This window comes from Candidatus Cryosericum terrychapinii (genome assembly GCF_003570925.1).
Classification (GTDB): Bacteria; Caldisericota; Caldisericia; order Cryosericales; family Cryosericaceae; genus Cryosericum; species Cryosericum terrychapinii.
Window position 1 is genome coordinate 1 of record NZ_QXIS01000001.1, and the last position, 20,324, is coordinate 20,324.

The window sequence follows — 20,324 nt, forward strand, 5'->3', positions numbered from 1 at the left end:
GTAGGTCGCTGCCAGGGTCATGTTGTTTCCATATCCCCCCCGAGCACTTTTTCTCAATGCGAGGGGCGTTTCCCCCTCACGGGGGTTTTTCCATATCTGGGGGGCACGCGGGAACCCAGTCCTGCGCAATCCAACACCTCACCTGAAATACCTCGACTGCTCTTGACATGTGGGGATTGTGGGCCATTCTTCACTTAGCTTGCACATTCAGGGGGAGAGATGACATCAGGAAGAGTAGTGAAGCGGTTGTTTGGCAAAGCGATCGTTGCACTTCTGGCCATGCTGCTGTGCAGCGCTTCACTAGCGGCGCCGGTCAGTGCAGTGACGGCAGCCAATGATGCATATACCACCAATGAGGATATTGCCGTCAACTGCACCGTTCTCACGAACGATAGTGGTACCGGACTCAGAGTTGACTCAACCGGGACTCCTGGGCATGGCACTGCGAACATCGTGTCTGGGGGAGGGAGCATCACCTACACCCCCAATGCCAACTGGAATGGGACGGACTCGTTCACGTATACTGTCCTCCAGAGCGCTAACCCATATTACTCTGGAACCAGTCACTACTACGAGTTCGTCTCAGTGCCCGGTGGAATAACGTGGAGCGCCGCACAGACAGCTGCTGCAGGCAAGCATTTATACGGACTGCAGGGATACCTTGTGACGATAACATCGGACGGAGAACAGAACTTCGTGAATACCAAGCTGAACGGCACTACTGCCTGGATGGGAGCTAGCGATGTTTCATCCGAAGGAACGTGGTGCTGGGTCACAGGCCCGGAAGCAAGTACGCAGTTCTGCACCGAGACAGGCGGTGGTGGGTACGGCAACTCTACGGGAGGCTATACCGCCGTCGGTAGCCGCTACAACAATTGGAATGGCGGCGAGCCCAATAACAGCGGCGGTGACGAAGACTATGGTCAGTTCCTTGGCGGCAGTACAGGACTGTGGAACGATCTTTCGTCCACTGCTACTGTTGCAGGCTATGTTGTCGAGTACGGTGGCATGGCTGGTGATCCTGCAGCCCCGGTAGAAGTCCTGACTGCTACTGTCACCGTCACGGTGAATGCCGTTAACGATGCTCCCGTGAATACAGCGCTTCCTACCGTCTCTGGCACCATGAACGTCGGTGATACATTGACGGCCACCTCTGGCACCTGGAACGACAATCTGGACATGGTGCCTGGCACGTTGAGCTATGAGTATGTGTGGCAGCGAGCAGATTCTACCGCTGGTGCGAACCTGACAGTCATCCCGGGAGCAAACTCCTCGACATACGTTATCGGCACCGGAAGTGCACACAAGTATATTCGGATCTCTGTGAACTGCACCGATACTGGCGAGGGCCTTCCTTCGTCTCAGAGCACGTTCGCATACTCCGCGTGGTCGTCTCAGGTTGCAAACAGCCTCCCTATCATCACCGAAGGCGCATCGACGTCAGTCACCATGAGCGAGGACGGAAGCCCCACGGCGTTCAGCCTCACGCTTCACGCGACGGACGTCGACGGCGACACCCTCACGTGGAGTATCTCGTCAGCTGCTTCCCACGGCACGGCCACGGCAAGTGGCACCGGCGCAAGCAAGAGCATCGGATATGCTGTCGCCGCCAACTATAACGGCTCGGACTCGTTCGTTGTGCGTGTCAGCGACACGTATGGCGGCACCGATGACATCACCGTAAACGTTACGATCACCGCCGTCAATGACGCTCCCAGCTTCACGAAGGGCGGAGACCAGACAGCCTTCGAGGATACTGGCCTACACACGGTCGTCGGGTGGGCAAGCGCCATGAGCGCCGGTCCTGCAGACGAATCCAGCCAGACCCTGGCGTTCAACGTCACCAATGACAACAATGCACTGTTCAGTGTCCAGCCAGCCATCAACTCTGGTACTGGCACGCTGACGTACACGCTGGCCGCCGATGCGAACGGCCCTACGACCGTGACCGTGACCCTCGGCGACAACGGCGGAACCGCGAACGGTGGCGTCAACACCTCGCCTCCCCAGACGTTCACCATCACCGTCACTCCCGTCAACGACATGCCCTCCTTCACCAAGGGCGCCGACCAGACAGTCCTCGAGGATTGCGGTGCGCAGACGGTGAACCCGTGGGCGACGGCCATCAGTGTCGGTCCAGCCAACGAGATTCCGCAGGTTCTGACGTTCATCGCCACCAACAACAATAACGGACTCTTCAGCGTTCAGCCGGCCGTCGATCCTGCTACCGGTATCCTGACGTATACCCCGGCTGCCAACATGAACGGCGTGGCGACGGTGTCGCTCACGCTCACGGACGACGCCACGAGGGGCGGTGCCGCTCTCACGACCGCTGCACAGACCTTCAACATCACCGTCACTCCCGTGAATGACCCGCCAGTGAATACGGCGGTCCCTGTCATTTCAGGAATTCCGCATGTTGGCCGCACCCTAGCCACGACGGATGGTGTCTGGAATGATCTCATGGACACGAGCGTTTCCGGCACGTCGGCCCTGTCCTATGCTTATCAATGGCAGCGTAGCACGGACGGGGGGACGATATTTGCCGACATCCCCGGTGCCGTCGGTCCGACATATATATTGACCCTTGCCGACAACCTTCAACCGGTCCGGTCCAAAGTCACGTGCACCGACGACGGCGTCGGACTCCCTCTGCACCAGACGACGTCGGAGCTGTCGACACCCGTATCGGTAACCATCCTCAACGCTGCACCGGTCATCACCGAAGGGGCCTCAGTATCTACAGCCTGCGACGAGGATAAGTCGCCGGTTGCCTTCACGTTCACGCTCCATGCAACAGACTCGGATGCTGTCGACACACTGACATGGCACATCCTCGCGTCTCCTGCACACGGTACGCTGACACTTCCTGCCCCATCAGTTGGGATGTCGATAGTTCCGTCGTTCTACCATCCTGCATCCAACTGGAACGGCGTGGACTCCTTCACCCTTCAGGTCGATGACGGTCTGACGGGTACCGCCACCATCACTGTGACGGTCACCGTGAACCCCCGCAACGACGCTCCTGTTAGCACAGTGCACCCCGGCATCGCCGGCAGCCTGTTCGTGAACTACGAGGTGCGCTCCGTGGTCGGCAGCTGGAACGATGCGATCGACACGGACGTTTCCGGCACTTCGGTGCTTTCCTACACGTACCAGTGGCTGCGGGCACGCGACGCTGCAGGGACGGGCCTCGTGCTCATCCCCGGCGCGACAGCTTCGACCTATGTGGTTTCTCCCATCGACGGAGGGATGTATCTCGCGGTCCGTGTTACCTGTACGGACAATGGCGTAGGACTCCCTGCGACCATGAGCACGACCGTGGACAGTGCGTTCCTCTCTGCCAGGTCCCTCGATATGGTCCTTCCGACCATCGATCTTCCTGACTTCTTCTCCTGGCCCGGTGTGACCAGCTGGTCCGGTGCACCCGTTCAGACCTTTGTCGTGAACAGCTCTCCGTTCTCGCTCCAGTTCACACTGGAAGACAACAGCGGATCTGCGAAATGGACGATCAAGGTGAACGGCGTGGTCATTGTCGACCCCGTCGGGGCCGGCGTCATCACCTATCCCGTGCCGCTCTCAGAAGGTCGCAATGACGTCGAAATCAGTGCTTCCGATGCTTCAGGCAATACCGCCAGCGTGAAGCTGGCCATCTACCTGGACACCATGGGCCCGGTGCTGACCGTTGAACCTGCGCTTCCCTCCTCTGTCACGACCTCCCGGTTGACGATCGCCGGCAGCGTCGGGGATGCCGTTGCGGGTCTGAAGTGGGTGAGCATCAACGGAACAGCAGTGATACCTTACCTGGATGGTTCTTTCCAGGAGACGCTTACCCTCACGAGGGGAATCAACAGAATCCTCATCGAAGCCGAGGACAAGGCCGGACACACGGCAACAGCCACCTACACGGTGACGTATGCCACGACCGCCCAGCCCCTGCCCGCTGCTACTGTCATCACGCTTACCATCGGCAGGACAAAGATGGATGTGAGCGGCAGGACGGTTGCTCTTGATACGGCACCGGTCATCAAGGAGAGCAGGACCCTCCTGCCTCTGCGGGCACTTGTGCACGAACTGGGCGGCTCCATTGCCTGGAATGCCAAGACCCGTCAGGTCACAGTCAAAGCGCGTGGGGTCACCATGGTGCTGACCATCGGCAAGAACACGGCCACCGTGAGTGGCAAGAGCATCCTCATCGATCCTGCCAACAGCAAGGTCGTCCCCATCATCCTTGGGGGCAGGACCTTCCTGCCCGTGCGGTTCATCGCCGAGCAGCTTGGTCTGGAGATCGGCTGGTATCCTCCCACGCGGACGATCACCATCACCTGGGAACCCTGACATCCTTCTCGTCTCCTGAATGACTTGGGCCCGCCATTACTGGCGGGCCCTTTGCATGCACAGATGCTGTCAGCTTGCTACGAAATGTCTGTGTTCCCTGTTGGTGGAAGTGTTACAACAAACACGTCTGTCCCCTGTTACAGAAACGGAACCGTCCCGAGAGTGTTACAGTCTCCGATGCTCTCGTCAGAGTGGAGTGTGACTATACTGTACGGCATGAGAGCAGCAGCGCGGCAGAAGAGTGGGGGTCGACCCGACATCCGGGCCTGGGCAGGGCTGATCCTGGCCGTGCTGGGCGTCTCTGGCACGTCGACGTATATGAAGCTGGCGGGAACCGATCCTCTTGTGACGGCGTTCTGGCGCTTAGCGCTGTCGACGCTCCTCCTGCTTCCGCTCCAAGTGTGGCGCAGGCGCAACACGCTCGCCAGGAATGGACCTGTCCCGAAGTGTAACACTGTTACAGAAACGGAACCCCCCAAGCCTTTCTGTTCAAGACGAGGGGTGGTTGTGTCCCGAAGCGTTACAATGCTGGCGGGCGCGTTCCTGGCTGTGCATTTCGCTCTGTGGGTGACGTCGCTGTCGATGACCTCCGTGTTGTCCTCGCTGGTATTCGTCACCATGACCCCGTTGTTTGTGGCTGTCCTGGACCTCGTCCTGTTTCGGGGACGTACCAGCCCTCTGCTGTGGGTGGCTGTCGGGGTCGTGACCGCGGGCGGTGTGTTCATTGGGCTGCGGTCCGGCACGGGCGCCAACCTCGGAAACCTGCTGGCGCTCGGTGGGGCGCTGGCGTCGTCGCTGTATCTTATCGTCGGGCGCAGGGCGTCCCGGGAGATGGACCCTGTTTCCTACAATGTGGGCACGTTCGGTTGGGCCGCTGTCCTGACGGGGGTCGTGTGCGTTGTAGCTGGAAGGCCGCTCCTGGCGCTGTCGGGCACGTCGTTTCTGTGGCTCGCGGTGACCGCCGTCCTGGGACAAACCGTCGGCCACGGCCTCATCAATGCTTCGCTCAAGTCGTTTCAGCCGCAGTTCGTGGCGCTCATGCTGTTGTGGGAGCCAATTCTGGGCAGCCTGCTGGCGTTCCTGGTGCTGGGTGATCGGCCGGGTCCGGCCGAGCTTGTGGGAGGCGCCATCATTCTGGCCGGGCTGGCAGTGGGGATCGTTGTCAGCCGCCGCTCTGCTGCGGAAGGACCTGGGGGCGCTGAGGGTCAGCCACTGTAACCCAGGAGCTCCAGAGGTTGTGTTCCTGCCAGCTGCACCTTGGCGGCGCTGAAGCGCACGGCGGCTGTCAGCGCAATCGCGGGGTCTGACTTCGAGGCAAGCGCAGACAAAAAGGCGGCCGCGAAGGAGTCTCCCGCCCCAGTCACGTCGACGGGCGTAAGGGCAACGCCAGGTGCCGTGATGATGCTCTGGTCACTGCAGAGGAGGGCACCTCGTGCGCCGAGCTTGACAACGATGGTTGCCCCAATCGATCGGTGGAGTGCTCTGGCTGCCTCCATCGCATCTGTCTCCTGTGTGAGCCAGCAGGCTTCCTCTTCGTTGGGCAACAGGTAGTCGCAGCATCGTGCCGCTGCAAGGACTGCGTCGCGGCCCATGGAGTTCATGGCGTCGATGCTGGCGGGATCCATGACGACGACCGGTCGTGTGGGGGCCGAACTTGTCAGCACCGCCCCGAGTGCTGTTCGGCAACCCTCATCAAGCAGGCTGTACCCTGAGACGAACAGGAAGTCTCCAGCGGTCTTGCGCGCGCTGCGTACGAAGCGTACGAATGCGGCTGGATCCACCGCTGCGTTGGCGCCTCGCTGACGGTACATGTGATAGGAGCCAGCCTCCTGGACGACGCTGACCATGCCTGTCGGAGTGTCGACGCGGTCTCCCGCGTATGCGATGCCGAGGCGCGCCAGGCGCACAGCATACAGGTCTCCTGCGACATCGGTCCCCAAGGTACCGAACAGTTGTACCGGCCGGCCCTGGCATCGCAGGAAGAAGGCGACATTGCCTCCCTGCCCCCCGCAGGACAACATAATGTCCGCCTGCGCTTCCTTTCCGGAAGGCGACAGGGCAGGCGCTACTGTCGTGGTGTCGATGTTGAGGTCACCCGTGACAAAGAACATGGGACCAGCGATCAGCGGAGCTTCAGCAGGGTGGCGATCTGTGTCCCCAGCGCGACGTTGCTCTTGATCAGGGCGATGTTGGCCTCAATGACGCCGGGCAGGTTCTTCTGCATGTAGGCCAGGATGTATGGCGTCATCGCCTTGCCCTCGACGCCCTCTTCCGCAGCCTTCTTGAGCGCTGCCTGAAGGACCTTCTCGTGCTTTGCCGGGTCGACCTGGTCACTCTCGGCGATCGGGTTGGTGACGAGGATCCCGGTGTCGAGCTTCAGACGGTCGCGTGCCTCCACGATGGCTGCGATGTCCGATGCGCTCTCGACGCGGTGCTCGAGCGGGATGCCGGAATCGCGTACGTAGAAGGCGGGCAGGGTGTCGGTCTGGTAGCCCAGGACGAGGATGGACATCGTCTCGAGGTACTCCAGCGTATTCCTCAGATCCAGGATGGACTTGGCACCTGCACACACGGTGATGCAGCGAGCTCGCCCGATCACGGGCAGGTCCTGTGAGATGTCGAGGACCTCGCTCACGCCGCGGTGCACGCCGCCGATGCCACCGGTGACAAAGACGCGAATGCCTGCCGCGTCGGCGATGTGCAACGACGCAGCGACGGTCGTGCCTCCGCTGAATCCCATGGCAACGGCGACGGGGATGTCGCGGGGTCCGATCTTCTTGACCCACTTGGCCCGAGCGAGCATCTCGAGTTCAGACCTGGAGAGGCCCACGCGGATCTTGCCCGAAACCAGGGCAGTCGTGGCCGGGATTCCTCCGCCCTTGCGGACGATGCCCTCGAGCTCCTGTGCCAGTTCGAGGTTGATCGGGTACGGCATGCCATGGGTGATGATGGCAGACTCGAGGGCGACGACGGGCGTTCCCTTGCGGAGAGCCTCCTGGACTTCCTCGGCGATGACGAACTCTTCCAGATAGGTCTCGCCGCGCCTGGCTCCCTCGGCGAACCCCTTGGTGACGCTGCTGCCGGTCTTGTGCCCGGTCAGCTGATCATGTTCGCTGCGCTGTGCTCTTCTCGCCATGATGGGCTCCACTGAAGTGTGTTGTGGCCAGAAAGGCTTCCACGACAACCGGGTCGAACTGCGATCCGGCGCACCGCGCCACTTCCGCGGCAGCCATGTCGGGCTGTGCGCCATGCCGATACACGCGCGCAGTCACCATGGCATCGAACGAGTCAGCCACCGCGAGGATGCGTCCACCCAACGGGATGGCCGTGCCGGCCGTTCCATGAGGATAGCCTGCACCGTCGTATCGTTCATGATGGGACTCGATGATGTCACAGACGTCAGAGAAGCCGGGGACCCGCCCGATGACGGCAGAACCGTACTCGGCGTGCTTGCGCATGATGGCAAATTCCTCTTCGGTGAGGAAGTCCTGTTTGAGCAGGATCTGTGCGGGAATGAAGGCTTTGCCCAGATCATGAAGCAACGCCGCGACGCGGAGGGTTTCGAGGTTGTCCTCGGACAGGTGAAGGGCGACCCCCATGGGGACGGCAAGTTGGGCAACACGATAGGAATGCGTGAGCGTAAAGTTATCGGTACGCTCGAGCACCTCCAGCAGCGCTCCCACAACGCCTTCTCTCATGCCCCCGCTGAGTGTCTGTTCGAGCAGGAGTTCAGGGCTCATTTCCGTGCTACCGTCAGGAGAACGAACAAGGTCGACCCTCCCGTATGTCAGTCCTGGACGAGCTCCGTGCTCTTGGCACGGCAATGCTTCTTCATCATATGGGTGCTTGGCATTTTTTCAAGCCCACCGTATACTGTGACGGTCTCAGATCGGCACAAACGTGCTCTGCATACGGGAGGTGGTGACGCCCCAAGGGCGGACGATATGACACTCGACAAGTTTACGACGAAGTCAGCTGAAGCATTGCAGCAGGCGGCGCGGTTCAGCGAAGGCCACGGCAACCAAACCACCGATTCGTTACATCTTCTCCGGGCCATTCTTGATCAGAAGGAGGGCCTTGCGGCTTCCCTCTTCCCATATCTCAACGTTTCGGTCGAAGCGCTGTCGTCGCACGTCGAACAGGAAATCGAACGGCTTCCCAAGGTTTCGGGCAGCGTCCCTGTCGGCCAGCTCGTTATCTCAGAGGACCTGAACACGGTCATCCGCAAGGCTGAGGAGGAGATGACGGCGCTCAAGGACGAATACATCAGCGTCGAGCACCTGCTCATCGCGCTGGCCGAGAACAGCCGCTCATGCGGACCATTGCTGAAGCAGGCCGGCGTCACGAAGCAAGCCATCCTGAGTGCGCTGGTGAAGGTGCGTGGCACGGAACGCGTGACGGACCAGGAACCCGAAGATAAATACGACGCACTCAAGAAATACGGTCGGGACCTGACGGAGCAGGCGCGCCAGGGTAAGCTGGACCCGGTCATCGGCCGTGACGAGGAGATCCGGCGCGTCATGCAGATCCTCATGCGTCGGACCAAGAACAACCCGGTGCTCATCGGCGATGCCGGCGTCGGCAAGACGGCCGTCGTCGAAGGTCTTGCGCAGCGTATCGTGGCGCGGGACGTTCCTGAGGAGCTCAAGGACAAGACCATCTTTGCGCTCGACCTGGGCGCGATGATCGCGGGCGCCAAGTTTCGCGGCGAGTTCGAAGACCGGCTCAAGTCCGTGCTCAAGGCCGTCACAGCCAGTAATGGCAAAATCATCATGTTCATCGACGAACTGCACACGGTCGTCGGGGCCGGCGCGGCCGAGGGAGCCATGGACGCTTCCAACATGCTGAAACCGGCGCTTGCGAGGGGTGAACTGCGGACGATCGGCGCCACGACGATCGACGAGTACCGCAAGATCATCGAAAAGGATGCTGCGTTGCAGCGCCGGTTCCAACCGGTCCTGGTTGGTGAGCCGTCGGTCGAGGATACGATCGCCATCCTGCGCGGCCTCAAGGAACGGTATGAGACGCACCACGGTGTGCGCATTGCGGATGGGGCCCTGGTCATGGCGGCCAAGCTGTCGGCACGCTACATCACCGACCGCTTCCTGCCCGACAAGGCCATCGACCTCATGGACGAGGCGGCGTCGATGGTCAAGATGCAGCTCGAGAGCATGCCTGTCGAGATCGACGAACTGGACCGCAGACTGATCATCCTGGAGATGGAACGCAAGTCGCTGGTTGCCGAGACCGATGACAAGTCCAAGAAGCGCCTGGGCGATGTCCAGGCGGAGATCGCGCAACTGAAGGAGAAGGCGGACCGGCTGAAGCTGTCCTGGCGCAAGCAGAAGGACGTCATCGAGGAAGCGGCAAGGCTTGGCAAGGAGCTCGAGGAGAAGAAAGTCGCATTCACAAAGGCGACGCGCGAGGGAGACCTCGAGACCGCGGCGCAGCTCAAGTACGGCGCGATTCCTGAACTGGAGAAGAAGGTGGAGGCACAGCACGACCAGCTCGAGTCACAGGACAAGGGCGGCGTCGAACTCAAGCAGTCGGTGACCGAAGAGGAGATCGCGCAGGTCGTCAGCCGCTGGACCGGCATCCCAGTGTCCCGTATGATGGAGACCGAGGTGACCAGGCTGGTCAACCTGGAGGAACGTCTTGCAAAGCGCGTCATCGGCCAGGAGCAGGCAATCCATGCCGTCGCCTCGGCCATCAAGCGGTCGCGCGCAGGCATGTCGGACCCCAGTCGCCCGATCGGCAGCTTTATCTTCCTGGGCCCCACGGGCGTCGGCAAGACCGAGCTGTCCAAAGCGCTGGCCGAGGTGCTGTTCGACGACGAGAACCGCATGGTCCGCATCGACATGAGCGAATATATGGAGAAATTCAGTGTCAGCCGCCTCGTTGGCGCGCCTCCCGGGTACGTCGGCTATGAAGAGGGCGGACAGTTGACAGAGGCCGTGCGCCGGCATCCGTACTCGGTCGTCCTGCTGGACGAGATCGAGAAGGCCAATCCCGACGTGTTCGACATCCTGCTGCAGGTCCTGGACGACGGGCGCCTGACAGATGGCAAGGGCCGTACGGTCAACTTCCGCAACACGGTCATCATCATGACCAGCAACATCGGCAGCGACATCATCAGCCGCATCGAGGCAACGCCTGGGACGGTCGCGTACGAAGAGGCATACTCGCGCGTCACCACCGTGGTGCTGGAGCACATGAAGACGGTGTTCCGTCCGGAGTTCCTCAACCGCGTGGACGAGGTGGTTGTCTTCAACCCGCTGGGACAGACCGAACTGGCGGAGATCCTGAACTTGGTCATCGAACGGACTGTGGCCAAGGTGCGCGAGCGTGACATCGAACTGATGGTGTCCGACAACTTGCGCAGGCATCTCGTGACCATCGGCTACGACCCGACCTATGGCGCCCGTCCGCTCAAGCGCACGGTCCAGAAGGTCCTGGAAGACCGTCTGGCCGACGCTCTGTTGTCTGGCGAGGTCAAGCCTGGCGACAAGGTCCTGGCCGACTACGAAGCGGACCGTGTCGTCTTCCGCAAGCACTAGCCCACAAATGTGAATGCCCTTGGTGCCTCGCACCAAGGGAATTCACAATTCGAAGTGAGAGGTCGATGAATGGCTGAAGAAAGCATTTTCATCAAGGGTGCGCGCGTCCATAACCTGAAAGACGTGAGCGTGCGTCTCCCGCGCAACAAGATCATCGTCATCACCGGTGTCTCCGGCTCGGGCAAGTCGTCGCTGGCGTTCGACACCCTGTACGCCGAGGGGCAGCGCCGGTATGTCGAATCTCTCTCCGCCTATGCCCGGCAATTCATCGGCCTGATGCAGAAGCCGGACGTCGACCTCATCGAAGGGCTGTCGCCCGCCATCGCCATCGACCAGCGGTCAGCCAGCAAGAACCCCCGGTCCACGGTCGGCACGCTGACCGAGATCTATGATTACCTGCGCCTGCTGTTTGCACGCGCCGGCGTTCCGTACTGTCCCAACCACGATATCCCCATCACGAAGCAGTCGCCCCAGGAGATCGTCGAGCACGTGCTGGCGGGCTACACTGGGCGCACCGTTGCTCTGCTGGCGCCTGCGGTGGAGGGGCGTAAGGGCGAGTACCGCAAGCTCATCGAAGACGTCCAGCGCAAGGGGTTCGAGAATTACCGTGTCGATGGCACCGAGTACAGCGTCGACGACCCGGTCCCGGGCATCGACAAGAAGCGTAAGCACACGATCGAGCTCATCGTCGATAAGCTGCTGGTCACCGCGGACGAACGCACGCGCCTGTTCGACTCGGTGGAACTGGCGCTCAAGGAAGGGGACAGCGTGCTCAAGGTTCTGGACTTGGCGACGGGCAAGCTCGACTTCTTCTCGAGCACTTTCGCATGTCCCATCTGCGGCTACAGCATCCAGGAGATTGAGCCGCGCCTGTTCTCGTTCAACTCGCCCTACGGCGCGTGCCCGACGTGCACGGGTCTCGGCTTCCAACTGGAGCCGGACATCGACATGATCGTCGACCGCGACAAGTCGCTGCCTGAGGGGGCCATCCAGATCCCCGGCTTCCTTGCCGCGTCCACCTTCAGCAAGGACTTCGTCGTGCAAGCGCTCCGCTTCCGCGGATATGACCCGGACCGGAAGGTGCGGGACCTGCCTCCGGGCGCTATGGACATTGTCCTGCATGGCGACAAGGAACGCATCCCGGTCCACTGGGAGGACGGCGCAGGGCTCGACCACGTCTACAAGTTCCACTGGGAAGGGCTCATCAACCTCCTGGCACGCCGGTATGAAGAGACGACCTCGGAAGCAATGAAAGAGGAGTACGAGCGCTTCATGGTGCAGAAGGACTGCCCGACCTGTCACGGCAGGCGCCTGAAGCCCGAGGCGCTGGCTGTCAAGCTGGCTGGTCTCAATATCAGTGAGGTCACCGACATGTCGGTCGACCAGGCGTCGCAGTATGTTGCGCAGTTGCCGGGAACCATGACGGAGACGCAGCGCACGATTGCCAAGCAGGTCCTGCGCGAGATCAACGAACGGCTGAAGTTCATCCTGGACGTCGGCCTCGGGTACCTGACGCTGTCGCGCGCGTCGGCGACACTCGCCGGCGGTGAAGCGCAGCGACTGCGCCTCGCGACGCAGGTGGGTAGCAAGCTGGTGGGCGTCCTCTACGTGCTGGACGAACCGTCCATCGGCCTGCATCCGCGGGACAACGAGCGCCTCCTGAGTACCCTGCGGGAACTGCGCGACCTGGGCAACACGCTGGTTATCGTGGAACACGACGAGGAGACCATCCGTACGGCGGACTACCTGGTCGACGTGGGCCCGGGGGCCGGCGAACACGGCGGACGCATCGTGGCTGCAGGTAGCCTAGCAGACATCATCGCCGAGCCGACGTCGCTGACGGGGCAGTACCTGACGGGCAAGCTGTCCGTCCCTCTGCCGGCAACCAGGCGCACACCCAACGGCGAACACCTGCTTATCACGGGCGCGACGGAGCACAACCTCAAGAACATCGACGCGGACATCCCCCTGCACATGTTCACCTGCATCACCGGCGTCTCCGGCTCGGGCAAGTCCACGCTGATCAACGACTGCCTGTACAAGGGGCTGGCGCGCGAGCTGTACCATGCCAAGGATCAGCCCGGCCACTACGAGAAGCTGACGGGTGTCGCATACATCGACCGCGTCATCGTGGTCGACCAGGCGCCTATTGGGCGCACGCCGCGCAGCAACCCCGCTACGTATACAGGGTTGTTCACGCCCATCCGCGAGGTCTACGCTCGCATGCCGGAGGCGAAGGTGCGCGGGTACCAGCCCGGCCGGTTCAGTTTCAACGTGAAGGGCGGCCGCTGCGAGGCCTGCGAAGGCAACGGGTTCACCAAGGTCGAGATGCAGTTTCTGCCCGACGTCTATGTTCCCTGCGAAGTGTGCCACGGGGCGCGCTTCAACTCCGAGACGCTCGAGGTCCGCTACAAGGGCAAATCCATCGCTGACGTGCTGGAGATGTCGGTCGAGGAGGCCCTGCACTTTTTCGAGGCGCACGCACGTCTCAAGCACATGCTGAAGCTGCTGGACGCCGTCGGGCTTGGCTACATCCGTCTTGGGCAGAGTGCCGTGACCCTGTCGGGCGGTGAGGCCCAGCGCATCAAGCTGGCAGCCGAACTGGGCAAGCGGACGGCAGGAAGGACCCTGTACATCCTCGACGAGCCGACGACCGGCCTGCACTTCGCTGACGTCGAGAAGCTCGTGGGTGTCCTCCAGGAGCTGACCAACAAAGGCAACACGGTCATCGTCATCGAGCACAACCTGGACGTCATCAAGAACGCCGACTGGGTCATCGACTTGGGCCCCGAGGGCGGCGACAAGGGTGGCCGCATCATCGCCACGGGCACGCCGGAGCAGATCGCCCGCAACCCTGATTCTCTGACGGGGCAGTTCCTCAAGGACAAGGTGTCGACACGGACTGCTGAGTCGTAGCAGAGATCAGTGCACTTGGCTGTGTGGCACCGCCCCAGATTGTCCCATGGTGCTCCCGCCGGTCTCTGCACTGTCATGTCCACCTGATCGAGTCGATGCGCAGCCCTTGACAACGGCGGCGAGCCCATATAATTGGAGGCAGTGGTTCATCCTAGGTGATGGGAGAAAACATGACGAATCGATGGGGTTCCAAAGAAGGCGCGCAAACGGTATGTCGATCAATGCGAAGAAGCTTGGCGGCTCTGGTCGCACTCACCATGTTTGCAGGCTTGTGGATCCAACCGGGCGGATTGCCGTCTGCCATGAGTGTGACGCCGGTTCCCGAAATCGAGGTTACCATTGCGGCCGATCCTGTCAGCAACAACCTGGACTTAACCGGGTTCGCCGACTTGCTCAAAGCCAAGCTCAACGCGACGTGCGGCATTCCGACAGACAAGGTACACGTCAACGCCGTGCAGTCAGCGGCCGTCTCAGGCAGCTTCAACTGGTACCGGTTCGACCACACGAACAACGTCAGCTTGGCCGAGAGCACCTCGACGAGTCTGGTGACGTACTACAACGAGAATTACTCAAACCTGTGTCACGACTATCACATCATTAGCTCTGGCTCTGGTAGTCAAATCGACTTCTACGGATATGGGGCGCCGGCCTACAAGGACTTCCTGTTCGCCCCAAATGGGACCGCTAACAACAAGATCTTCCAGTTCACTATCGATGAGGCGAACACGTCGTATCATAGTGGTGAGGGCGCCGGGTTCCTGTTCAATACAAAGTACACGTACGTCGGCCCCTCGGACCGAAGGTTGACAGGGTACCTGGTTCTGTTGACACAGTTCAACGTCCGCCTGTACCGGCTGGACAACGTCGAGATTGGCGGGTTGTCCGGTGGGTCCTACAGTGGCGTCACGCTTCTGCAGCAGACTGCCAAGCCGGGAACGTCCAGTGGTACGCTGAGGTACCTGAAGCTCGTGGCATCACCGACGACCGTCTCCTTCTACCAGTTCACCAGCAGCACCTATAGCACGGTACAGACGAAGATGATCGACAACTACACACTGCCCGCCGTCTTCAACGACTTCGGATTCGGCCCCTTTGCATCGTACCTTTCACATAGCTGCTCGCAGGACACGCGGTTCACCTTCAGCAACATCAGCATGTCTGAAGACACATCAGTCAGCTTCACGGACCTCGTCAAGAGCACGAACTGGAACTACCCGGGGTCACTGCGCATCATCGCAAACTTGGACAACGACGGGGTCCCGGATTTTGGCGTAACCTCGAGCCTGAGCACTATTCTCTATTACGTGATGCAGAACAACGCCCACTACGTCGGATGGGGCATCAACAATACGATCAGCATCGGCGGATACACCTCCGTCATGGACCAGGCCAACGGGTTCATCGCACGCAACAGCGGCAAGGGCACGTTCATCAACCGGAGCGATGCCGCGCTGTTCACACTGGACCAGGGCACGACCGCCCTGGCAGCTTACATCTGTGGGCAACGTTCCCTGATGGCCGGCATCGACAAGCCGATCATCAACACGCAGTTCCCGGGTGGTGGGATCGTCACGTTCCTGACGCCCGACACTCACACGTCGCTGGGCAATCTCATCAGTCTCTACCAATGGAAGCATATGGACGTCGCCACCGGTACATGGGTCGACGAGCCTGGCTCGACGAGCTCGAAGAGTTTCACGTTTGGGGCCGGCACCTACAATTTTGTGTCGTTGAGGATACAGGATTCGGTCACGCTCCAGTGGAGCGACTATGCCATCGGCTATGCGGCCAATGACACCAATGCCCCGCCGATCGCGCAGTTCTCGCTGGACACCAACGAACTGATGCCCGATACGGCTGTCATCAGTCTCCGTACGGGTACGGCCGTGACCGCCACCGACACCTCTTACCATCCGGCGGGCGAAGCGCTGACCGACTGGGAATGGAAGGTGTACAACGCAACACTGGTCGAGCAGGTGGGTCTTGCGAAGACGTACACCGACTCCACGAAGCCGGCAGTGCTGATATTCGACTTCGCCGGCATGCCAGGCGGTCTGTATACCATCAAGCTCCGAGTCCGGAAGGGCGAGGGCGAGTGGTCTGCACGTTTTAGCCAGACCGTCACGGTCTACAAGGAGGGCAATACCATCACCATCACTCCCGTGCTTGGCACCATCGTCTATGAAGGCATGGCCCCGCTTACGTTCAACATCGTTTCGACCACGAACAACATCGCAGCGTACAGAATCATCAAGTCGCCCCTTGGTGGTGGGGACAACGTCGTCGGTGACTGGACCGGGACTGCTGCGGTGAACATTGACGGCACGGGTTCTGTCTCTGGCGGCTCGTTTGATGTCTTCGTCCAAGCCCGGGATACGGCAGGTAGCAGCAAAACGCAGCTTATCGGGCGGTACACTCTGGCGTATGGCTCCATGGTCACAGTGAATGCTGGACCCCATGGGACCGTAACCCCTGGAACGGGGATGCTGCCGTACAACACTGCACAAACCTACATCATCAAGCCTGAGGCGGGATACCTCATCGAAGCCATCGTCCTCGACGGGGCACAGATCGTCGAGGCGTCGAACAAACTCGGCTTCACGCTCACGTTGACGAGTGTTACTGCTCCACACGCTATCACCGCGACGTTCTCGCGACAGGCTGACGTGCTGCCCCCGACCATCACCCTGCCGAAATTCGGGACTGAGAGAGGGGTCATGTTATGGATCGATGGACCAGTGCAGACGTTCACCGTCTGTACGTCGCCATTTCCACTTCAGTTCACGCTTGAAGATGATGGCGGATATGCCAAGTGGACGATCAAGGTCAATGGCACAGTCGTCGTCGACCCAGTGGGCATCGGCCTCATCACGTATATGCTTTCGTTGACCGAGGGCCGAAACGACGTCGAGATCATCGCAACCGACGGAGCGGGCAACTGGGCAAACCAGAAGCTCACTATCTACCTGGATAGCATGATGCCGGCTCTCTCGGTCGATGCCCTTCCCTTTCCTATTTCCTCCTCAGTGCTTTCCATCACTGGGTCCGCAGTGGATGCAGGCTCCGGCCTCAAGTCTCTTACGATCAACGGGATCCCCGTCGTTCCCTTCCTGGACGGTTCCTTCAGTGAGAAGCTGGCACTCGTACGGGGTGCCAACAGTATTCTTGTCGAAGCGACAGACAAGGCGGGCAACACCAGTTCCCAGACCTTTACAGTAACCTATGGCACCTCTTCCACGACAGCTCCTTCCTCCCTCTACGTCGTCCTCACCATCGGCAGCGCAGACATGCAGGTGAACGGCATGACCCAGAAGATGGACGCCGCTCCATTCATCAAGGACAGTCGCACGCTGCTTCCCATCCGTGCTCTCATCGAAGCACTTGGTGGTTCCGTGGAGTGGAATGCTTCCACGAAGACTGCCACGGTCATGCTGGGCAGTCGGACGGTTGCTCTGACCATCGGCAGCAAGACTGCTCTCGTAGACGGCAAGCCTGTTGCCCTGGACGTCGCCCCCATGATCGTCAAGGGTCGTACCTTCCTTCCACTGCGGGCTGTCGCCGAGAACCTGGGCCTCGACCTTGCCTGGGAACCCATCTCCAGGACCATCTCCCTGACCTACTGGCCGTAGCTCTTCCAATTTACGTAGTGCACAACGTCCGCCCCCGGCCCATCCCCGGGGGCGGCTCTCGTATGTACGAAGAAGCCCCTCGCCTGCTACGGCGAGGGGCTTCTGACTGCAAACCTGCTTGCAGCGAGAGCGCGCTAGGGTGCTGTTGTGAAGTGCATGAATGATGGAGTGGCGATATCCTCGCCTGCACCCGCAAGCACACGCCAATAGTAGGTGGAGCCTGCCTCCAGCGTGCCGGCGGGGAGCGTGAACTGCTGCATGTCGCCAGCTTTCGGGTCGAGGACTCTGTTCAGGACCTGGACGAGACTCGACTCACTGGTTCCCTTGCCGATGTAGATGCGGTACCACGTCGCTCCCTGCACGGAGGTCCATTGCAGTGTCGGTGTGAGGGTTGTGACGGCAGCGCCGTCCGCAGGGGCAATGAGCATGGGTGGAAGCACGTCGATGACTGCGGACAGATTGATCGTGAAGGTACGGCCGATGGACCAGTTCCAGGTGTCGCCCGTCTTGCTCCAGCCGTCAGGTGTTCCAGCAATGACGGTCCACCAGTAGGCGACGCCAGGTTCGAGGCTGCCGGCGGGTATCGTGGCAGTCGTCCCCATGACAGTCACTTCGTAGACCTTGCTGTCAGTCGTGCCCTTGTCGATCCAGACGTCGTAGCGGGTGGCCCCAGGAACAGCTTGCCATGTGAGCGTCGGGTTCAGAAATGGCAGTAGTGCCTTTGGTGCCGGGCTCACGAGGGCGGGGACGCCGATACCCGCCGGAATGGCAACGGTAAACTTCGGATGTGGCTGGGCCCATAGACTGCTCACGCCCGAGCTGTTCTCGACACGCACGCTCCACAAGTAGGTTTTCCCGGATGTGAGTGTCCCTGAGGGAATCGTGACCGAGGTGTTCGTCGTGGATGTCTCGTAGAGCCTATCTTCCTCCGACTGGCCGATCCAGACGTAGTACCGGCTTGCGTTGGCGACAGGACTCCAGAAGAGAATGGGTTCGACCGACTTGACCACGAAGAGATCAAGGGGTTCCAGGATAGCTGGCGCCGGTGGCTGAACAATGGAGCTGCTGGTCGCGAATATGCGGTCTGGAGACCAGGGACCCCAGCCGTTGTCGTTGCCGGCCCTGACGGCCCACGTGTAGGTCGTTCCAGGTTTCAGCACGCCAGGGAGGATGGCGGGGTCGGTGTAGGTGATAACCGTGCTCACCAGGCCTGTTCCCGACGCATTGCGCCCCTCGCCGACCCAGAACTGATACCGGTTAGCGCCCGGCACTGTATTCCAGTGGAATTGCGGAGTCAGCGATCCAATGACTGCCTCGCCGGCAGGTGCCGCGAGGAGTGGGGCATCAAGAGCCTGCAGGCCCGTACCTTCACGCTCTGTGACTTCACGGATGGTCCAGTCGCCCGTGCGCGACACGCCGCGAATCGTAGCGGCCGAGGCGGCGGGGAAGGCTCCGGTGGCAGGTTGGATGTCAGTGGTCACCATCCCGATGACGTCGCCAAACTCGTCGAGTACTGGACTGCCCTCGACCGCGCTGTCGGCATCACCACGGACCGTGAAGCCAGTGGAAGTGAGACCATTCACGACACCTGCGACCGTAAACTGGGGTATGCCAGTGACGACGGGGCCGACCATGACCGCTTCCTGGTTGACTTGAGCAGTCGAGCCAGTTGCCAGACTAAGCGCAGGAAGGGGTTTGCCGGCAGGCGTCGTGAGAATCGCGATGTCGGCAGACGGGGCGTATCCCACGACACGCACTGACGTCAATTTGCTGCCGTCTGCAAGGACGAGCGATCCGCTGACGGCGCCCTTGATGACCTCGTAGGTGGTAACGAACATGCCCGAAGGGTCGATGAAGAATGCTGCTGCTACGCCGAGACTGCCGTCGGCATACTCGACCATAATCTCAGCGACCGATGGCGTCGCCTTCTTGACGAGGTCGGCGGCGGACATTGGCAGCTGGACCGTGAACCGACGTGGCAACGAGGCAGGGCCGGTCATCGCTCCTCGCACGGCTGTGACGGCCCACGAGTACTGTCCGGCCGTCAAGACACTGCTGGACGGGGTGAATGAGTTCGATGTGCTCGTACCGCGGTACACCTCTGCACCTCCCGTGCTTACCGAGAGGCTATAGGACGTCGCGCCCTCGACGGGGGTCCACCGGAACGCAACCGTCGTCGAGGTGAAGAGTGCACCCTCTGTTGGCTCCAGCAGGCTGGGGGCCGTCAGTGGAGCGGGGGCGACGAACGTGAGTGTTGCGGTCCTGGTTGTCGCACTCCATTCGACCGTACCTCCCAACTGCTCACCGACAAACCGGACCGGCAGCATGGTGCGTCCGCCTACGATCAGTGGGACGACAGTGGCGTTGGTGGAATCGATGGGAAGTATGGTGCCATTGACTGTTGCCATGCGGTTGCCGATTGTCAGGCCCATGGTCACCGCACCAGCGACAATGGTGACCGTCCGTGTCGTGGCGTCCCATTCGATGGTGCCGCCGATTGCCTCGACGACTGCTCGAATCGGCAGGAGTGTACGACCAGCGACAATCACCGGAGTCGTGCCGCTGGAGTCGATGGGGCGCGGCGTGCCATTCACGGTGATATTGGGGTTACCGATTGTCAACGTGATGACCGTCGTCTCGGCAGCCGCAGGCCGTATGCGGCTTGCGGGACAGAAGGCCAGGCCGAGCGTCATAATGACTGTCAGCAGAACACGGATGCTTCCCTTCATAGTCTACCCCCATACCGGTTTACGAGATGTACTACAAGTATTCTACTACGGGACCGTGTGTCGTGCAACTGGGCGGTGCAGAGCGCGAGAGCCGCTGTCTGTCGGCTGTGAGGCGTGTCTTCCTTGCGCACGGGCGCAGGTGGGGCTATACTATC

Annotated in this window: 9 protein-coding genes; 5 read left to right on the forward strand and 4 right to left on the reverse strand. The window is 60.9% G+C overall.

Annotated elements, in window-relative coordinates; all coding sequences use genetic code 11:
* Positions 1-219 precede the first annotated feature (219 nt).
* Positions 220-4,338, forward strand: a complete 4,119-nt coding sequence (locus tag SMC7_RS00005) for a tandem-95 repeat protein (protein WP_119088339.1) — start codon at positions 220-222, stop codon at positions 4,336-4,338.
* Between the two features lie 198 nt (positions 4,339-4,536).
* Positions 4,537-5,556 carry a DMT family transporter gene (locus SMC7_RS00010; protein ID WP_165845005.1) on the forward strand — a complete coding sequence of 340 codons (1,020 nt, stop codon included), beginning with the start codon at positions 4,537-4,539 and terminating at the stop codon, positions 5,554-5,556.
* On the opposite strand, the gene SMC7_RS00015 is transcribed toward SMC7_RS00010, so the two are convergent.
* The 3 genes from SMC7_RS00015 to SMC7_RS00025 are packed head-to-tail and all read right to left on the reverse strand — an operon-like array spanning position 5,544 to position 8,078.
* Entirely contained in the window at positions 5,544-6,449 is a 906-nt protein-coding gene (locus SMC7_RS00015; RefSeq protein WP_119088341.1) for a carbohydrate kinase family protein, read from the reverse strand. The genes SMC7_RS00010 and SMC7_RS00015 overlap by 13 nt on opposite strands.
* An 11-nt stretch (positions 6,450-6,460) precedes the next feature.
* Positions 6,461-7,474, reverse strand: a complete 1,014-nt coding sequence (locus SMC7_RS00020; protein ID WP_119088342.1) for a pseudouridine-5'-phosphate glycosidase — start codon at positions 7,472-7,474, stop codon at positions 6,461-6,463.
* Positions 7,443-8,078: an HD-GYP domain-containing protein gene (locus tag SMC7_RS00025; protein WP_119088343.1), complete on the reverse strand. Its 636-nt coding sequence runs from the start codon at positions 8,076-8,078 to the stop codon at positions 7,443-7,445. The genes SMC7_RS00020 and SMC7_RS00025 overlap by 32 nt, the downstream gene beginning before the upstream one ends.
* A 204-nt stretch (positions 8,079-8,282) precedes the next feature.
* Between SMC7_RS00025 and clpB the strand changes: the two genes are divergently transcribed.
* The 3 genes from clpB (at position 8,283) to SMC7_RS00040 (ending at position 17,440) form a co-directional block, all read left to right on the forward strand.
* A complete protein-coding gene (gene clpB, locus SMC7_RS00030) occupies positions 8,283-10,895 on the forward strand; it encodes an ATP-dependent chaperone ClpB (RefSeq protein WP_119088344.1) in 2,613 nt (870 codons plus the stop codon).
* A 69-nt stretch (positions 10,896-10,964) separates the two neighbouring features.
* Positions 10,965-13,811 carry an excinuclease ABC subunit UvrA gene (gene uvrA / locus SMC7_RS00035; protein WP_119088345.1) on the forward strand — a complete coding sequence of 949 codons (2,847 nt, stop codon included), beginning with the start codon at positions 10,965-10,967 and terminating at the stop codon, positions 13,809-13,811.
* 170 nt (positions 13,812-13,981) lie between these two features.
* Complete coding sequence (locus SMC7_RS00040) at positions 13,982-17,440, forward strand: stalk domain-containing protein (protein WP_165845006.1); 3,459 nt, start codon at positions 13,982-13,984, stop codon at positions 17,438-17,440.
* A gap of 134 nt (positions 17,441-17,574) precedes the next feature.
* Here SMC7_RS00040 and SMC7_RS00045 read toward each other — a convergent pair whose 3' ends face one another.
* Positions 17,575-20,169 carry a stalk domain-containing protein gene (locus SMC7_RS00045; RefSeq protein WP_119088347.1) on the reverse strand — a complete coding sequence of 865 codons (2,595 nt, stop codon included), beginning with the start codon at positions 20,167-20,169 and terminating at the stop codon, positions 17,575-17,577.
* Between the last annotated feature and the right edge of the window lie 155 nt (positions 20,170-20,324).

Coding starts and splice junctions, on each gene's coding strand:
- SMC7_RS00005 (WP_119088339.1), top strand. CDS start 220: ATGACATCAGGAAGAGTAGTGAAGCGGTTGTTTGGCAAAGCGATCGTT.
- SMC7_RS00015 (WP_119088341.1), bottom strand. CDS start 6,449: ATGTTCTTTGTCACGGGTGACCTCAACATCGACACCACGACAGTAGCG.
- SMC7_RS00020 (WP_119088342.1), bottom strand. CDS start 7,474: ATGGCGAGAAGAGCACAGCGCAGCGAACATGATCAGCTGACCGGGCAC.
- SMC7_RS00025 (WP_119088343.1), bottom strand. CDS start 8,078: ATGAGCCCTGAACTCCTGCTCGAACAGACACTCAGCGGGGGCATGAGA.
- clpB (WP_119088344.1), top strand. CDS start 8,283: ATGACACTCGACAAGTTTACGACGAAGTCAGCTGAAGCATTGCAGCAG.
- uvrA (WP_119088345.1), top strand. CDS start 10,965: ATGGCTGAAGAAAGCATTTTCATCAAGGGTGCGCGCGTCCATAACCTG.
- SMC7_RS00040 (WP_165845006.1), top strand. CDS start 13,982: ATGACGAATCGATGGGGTTCCAAAGAAGGCGCGCAAACGGTATGTCGA.
- SMC7_RS00045 (WP_119088347.1), bottom strand. CDS start 20,169: ATGAAGGGAAGCATCCGTGTTCTGCTGACAGTCATTATGACGCTCGGC.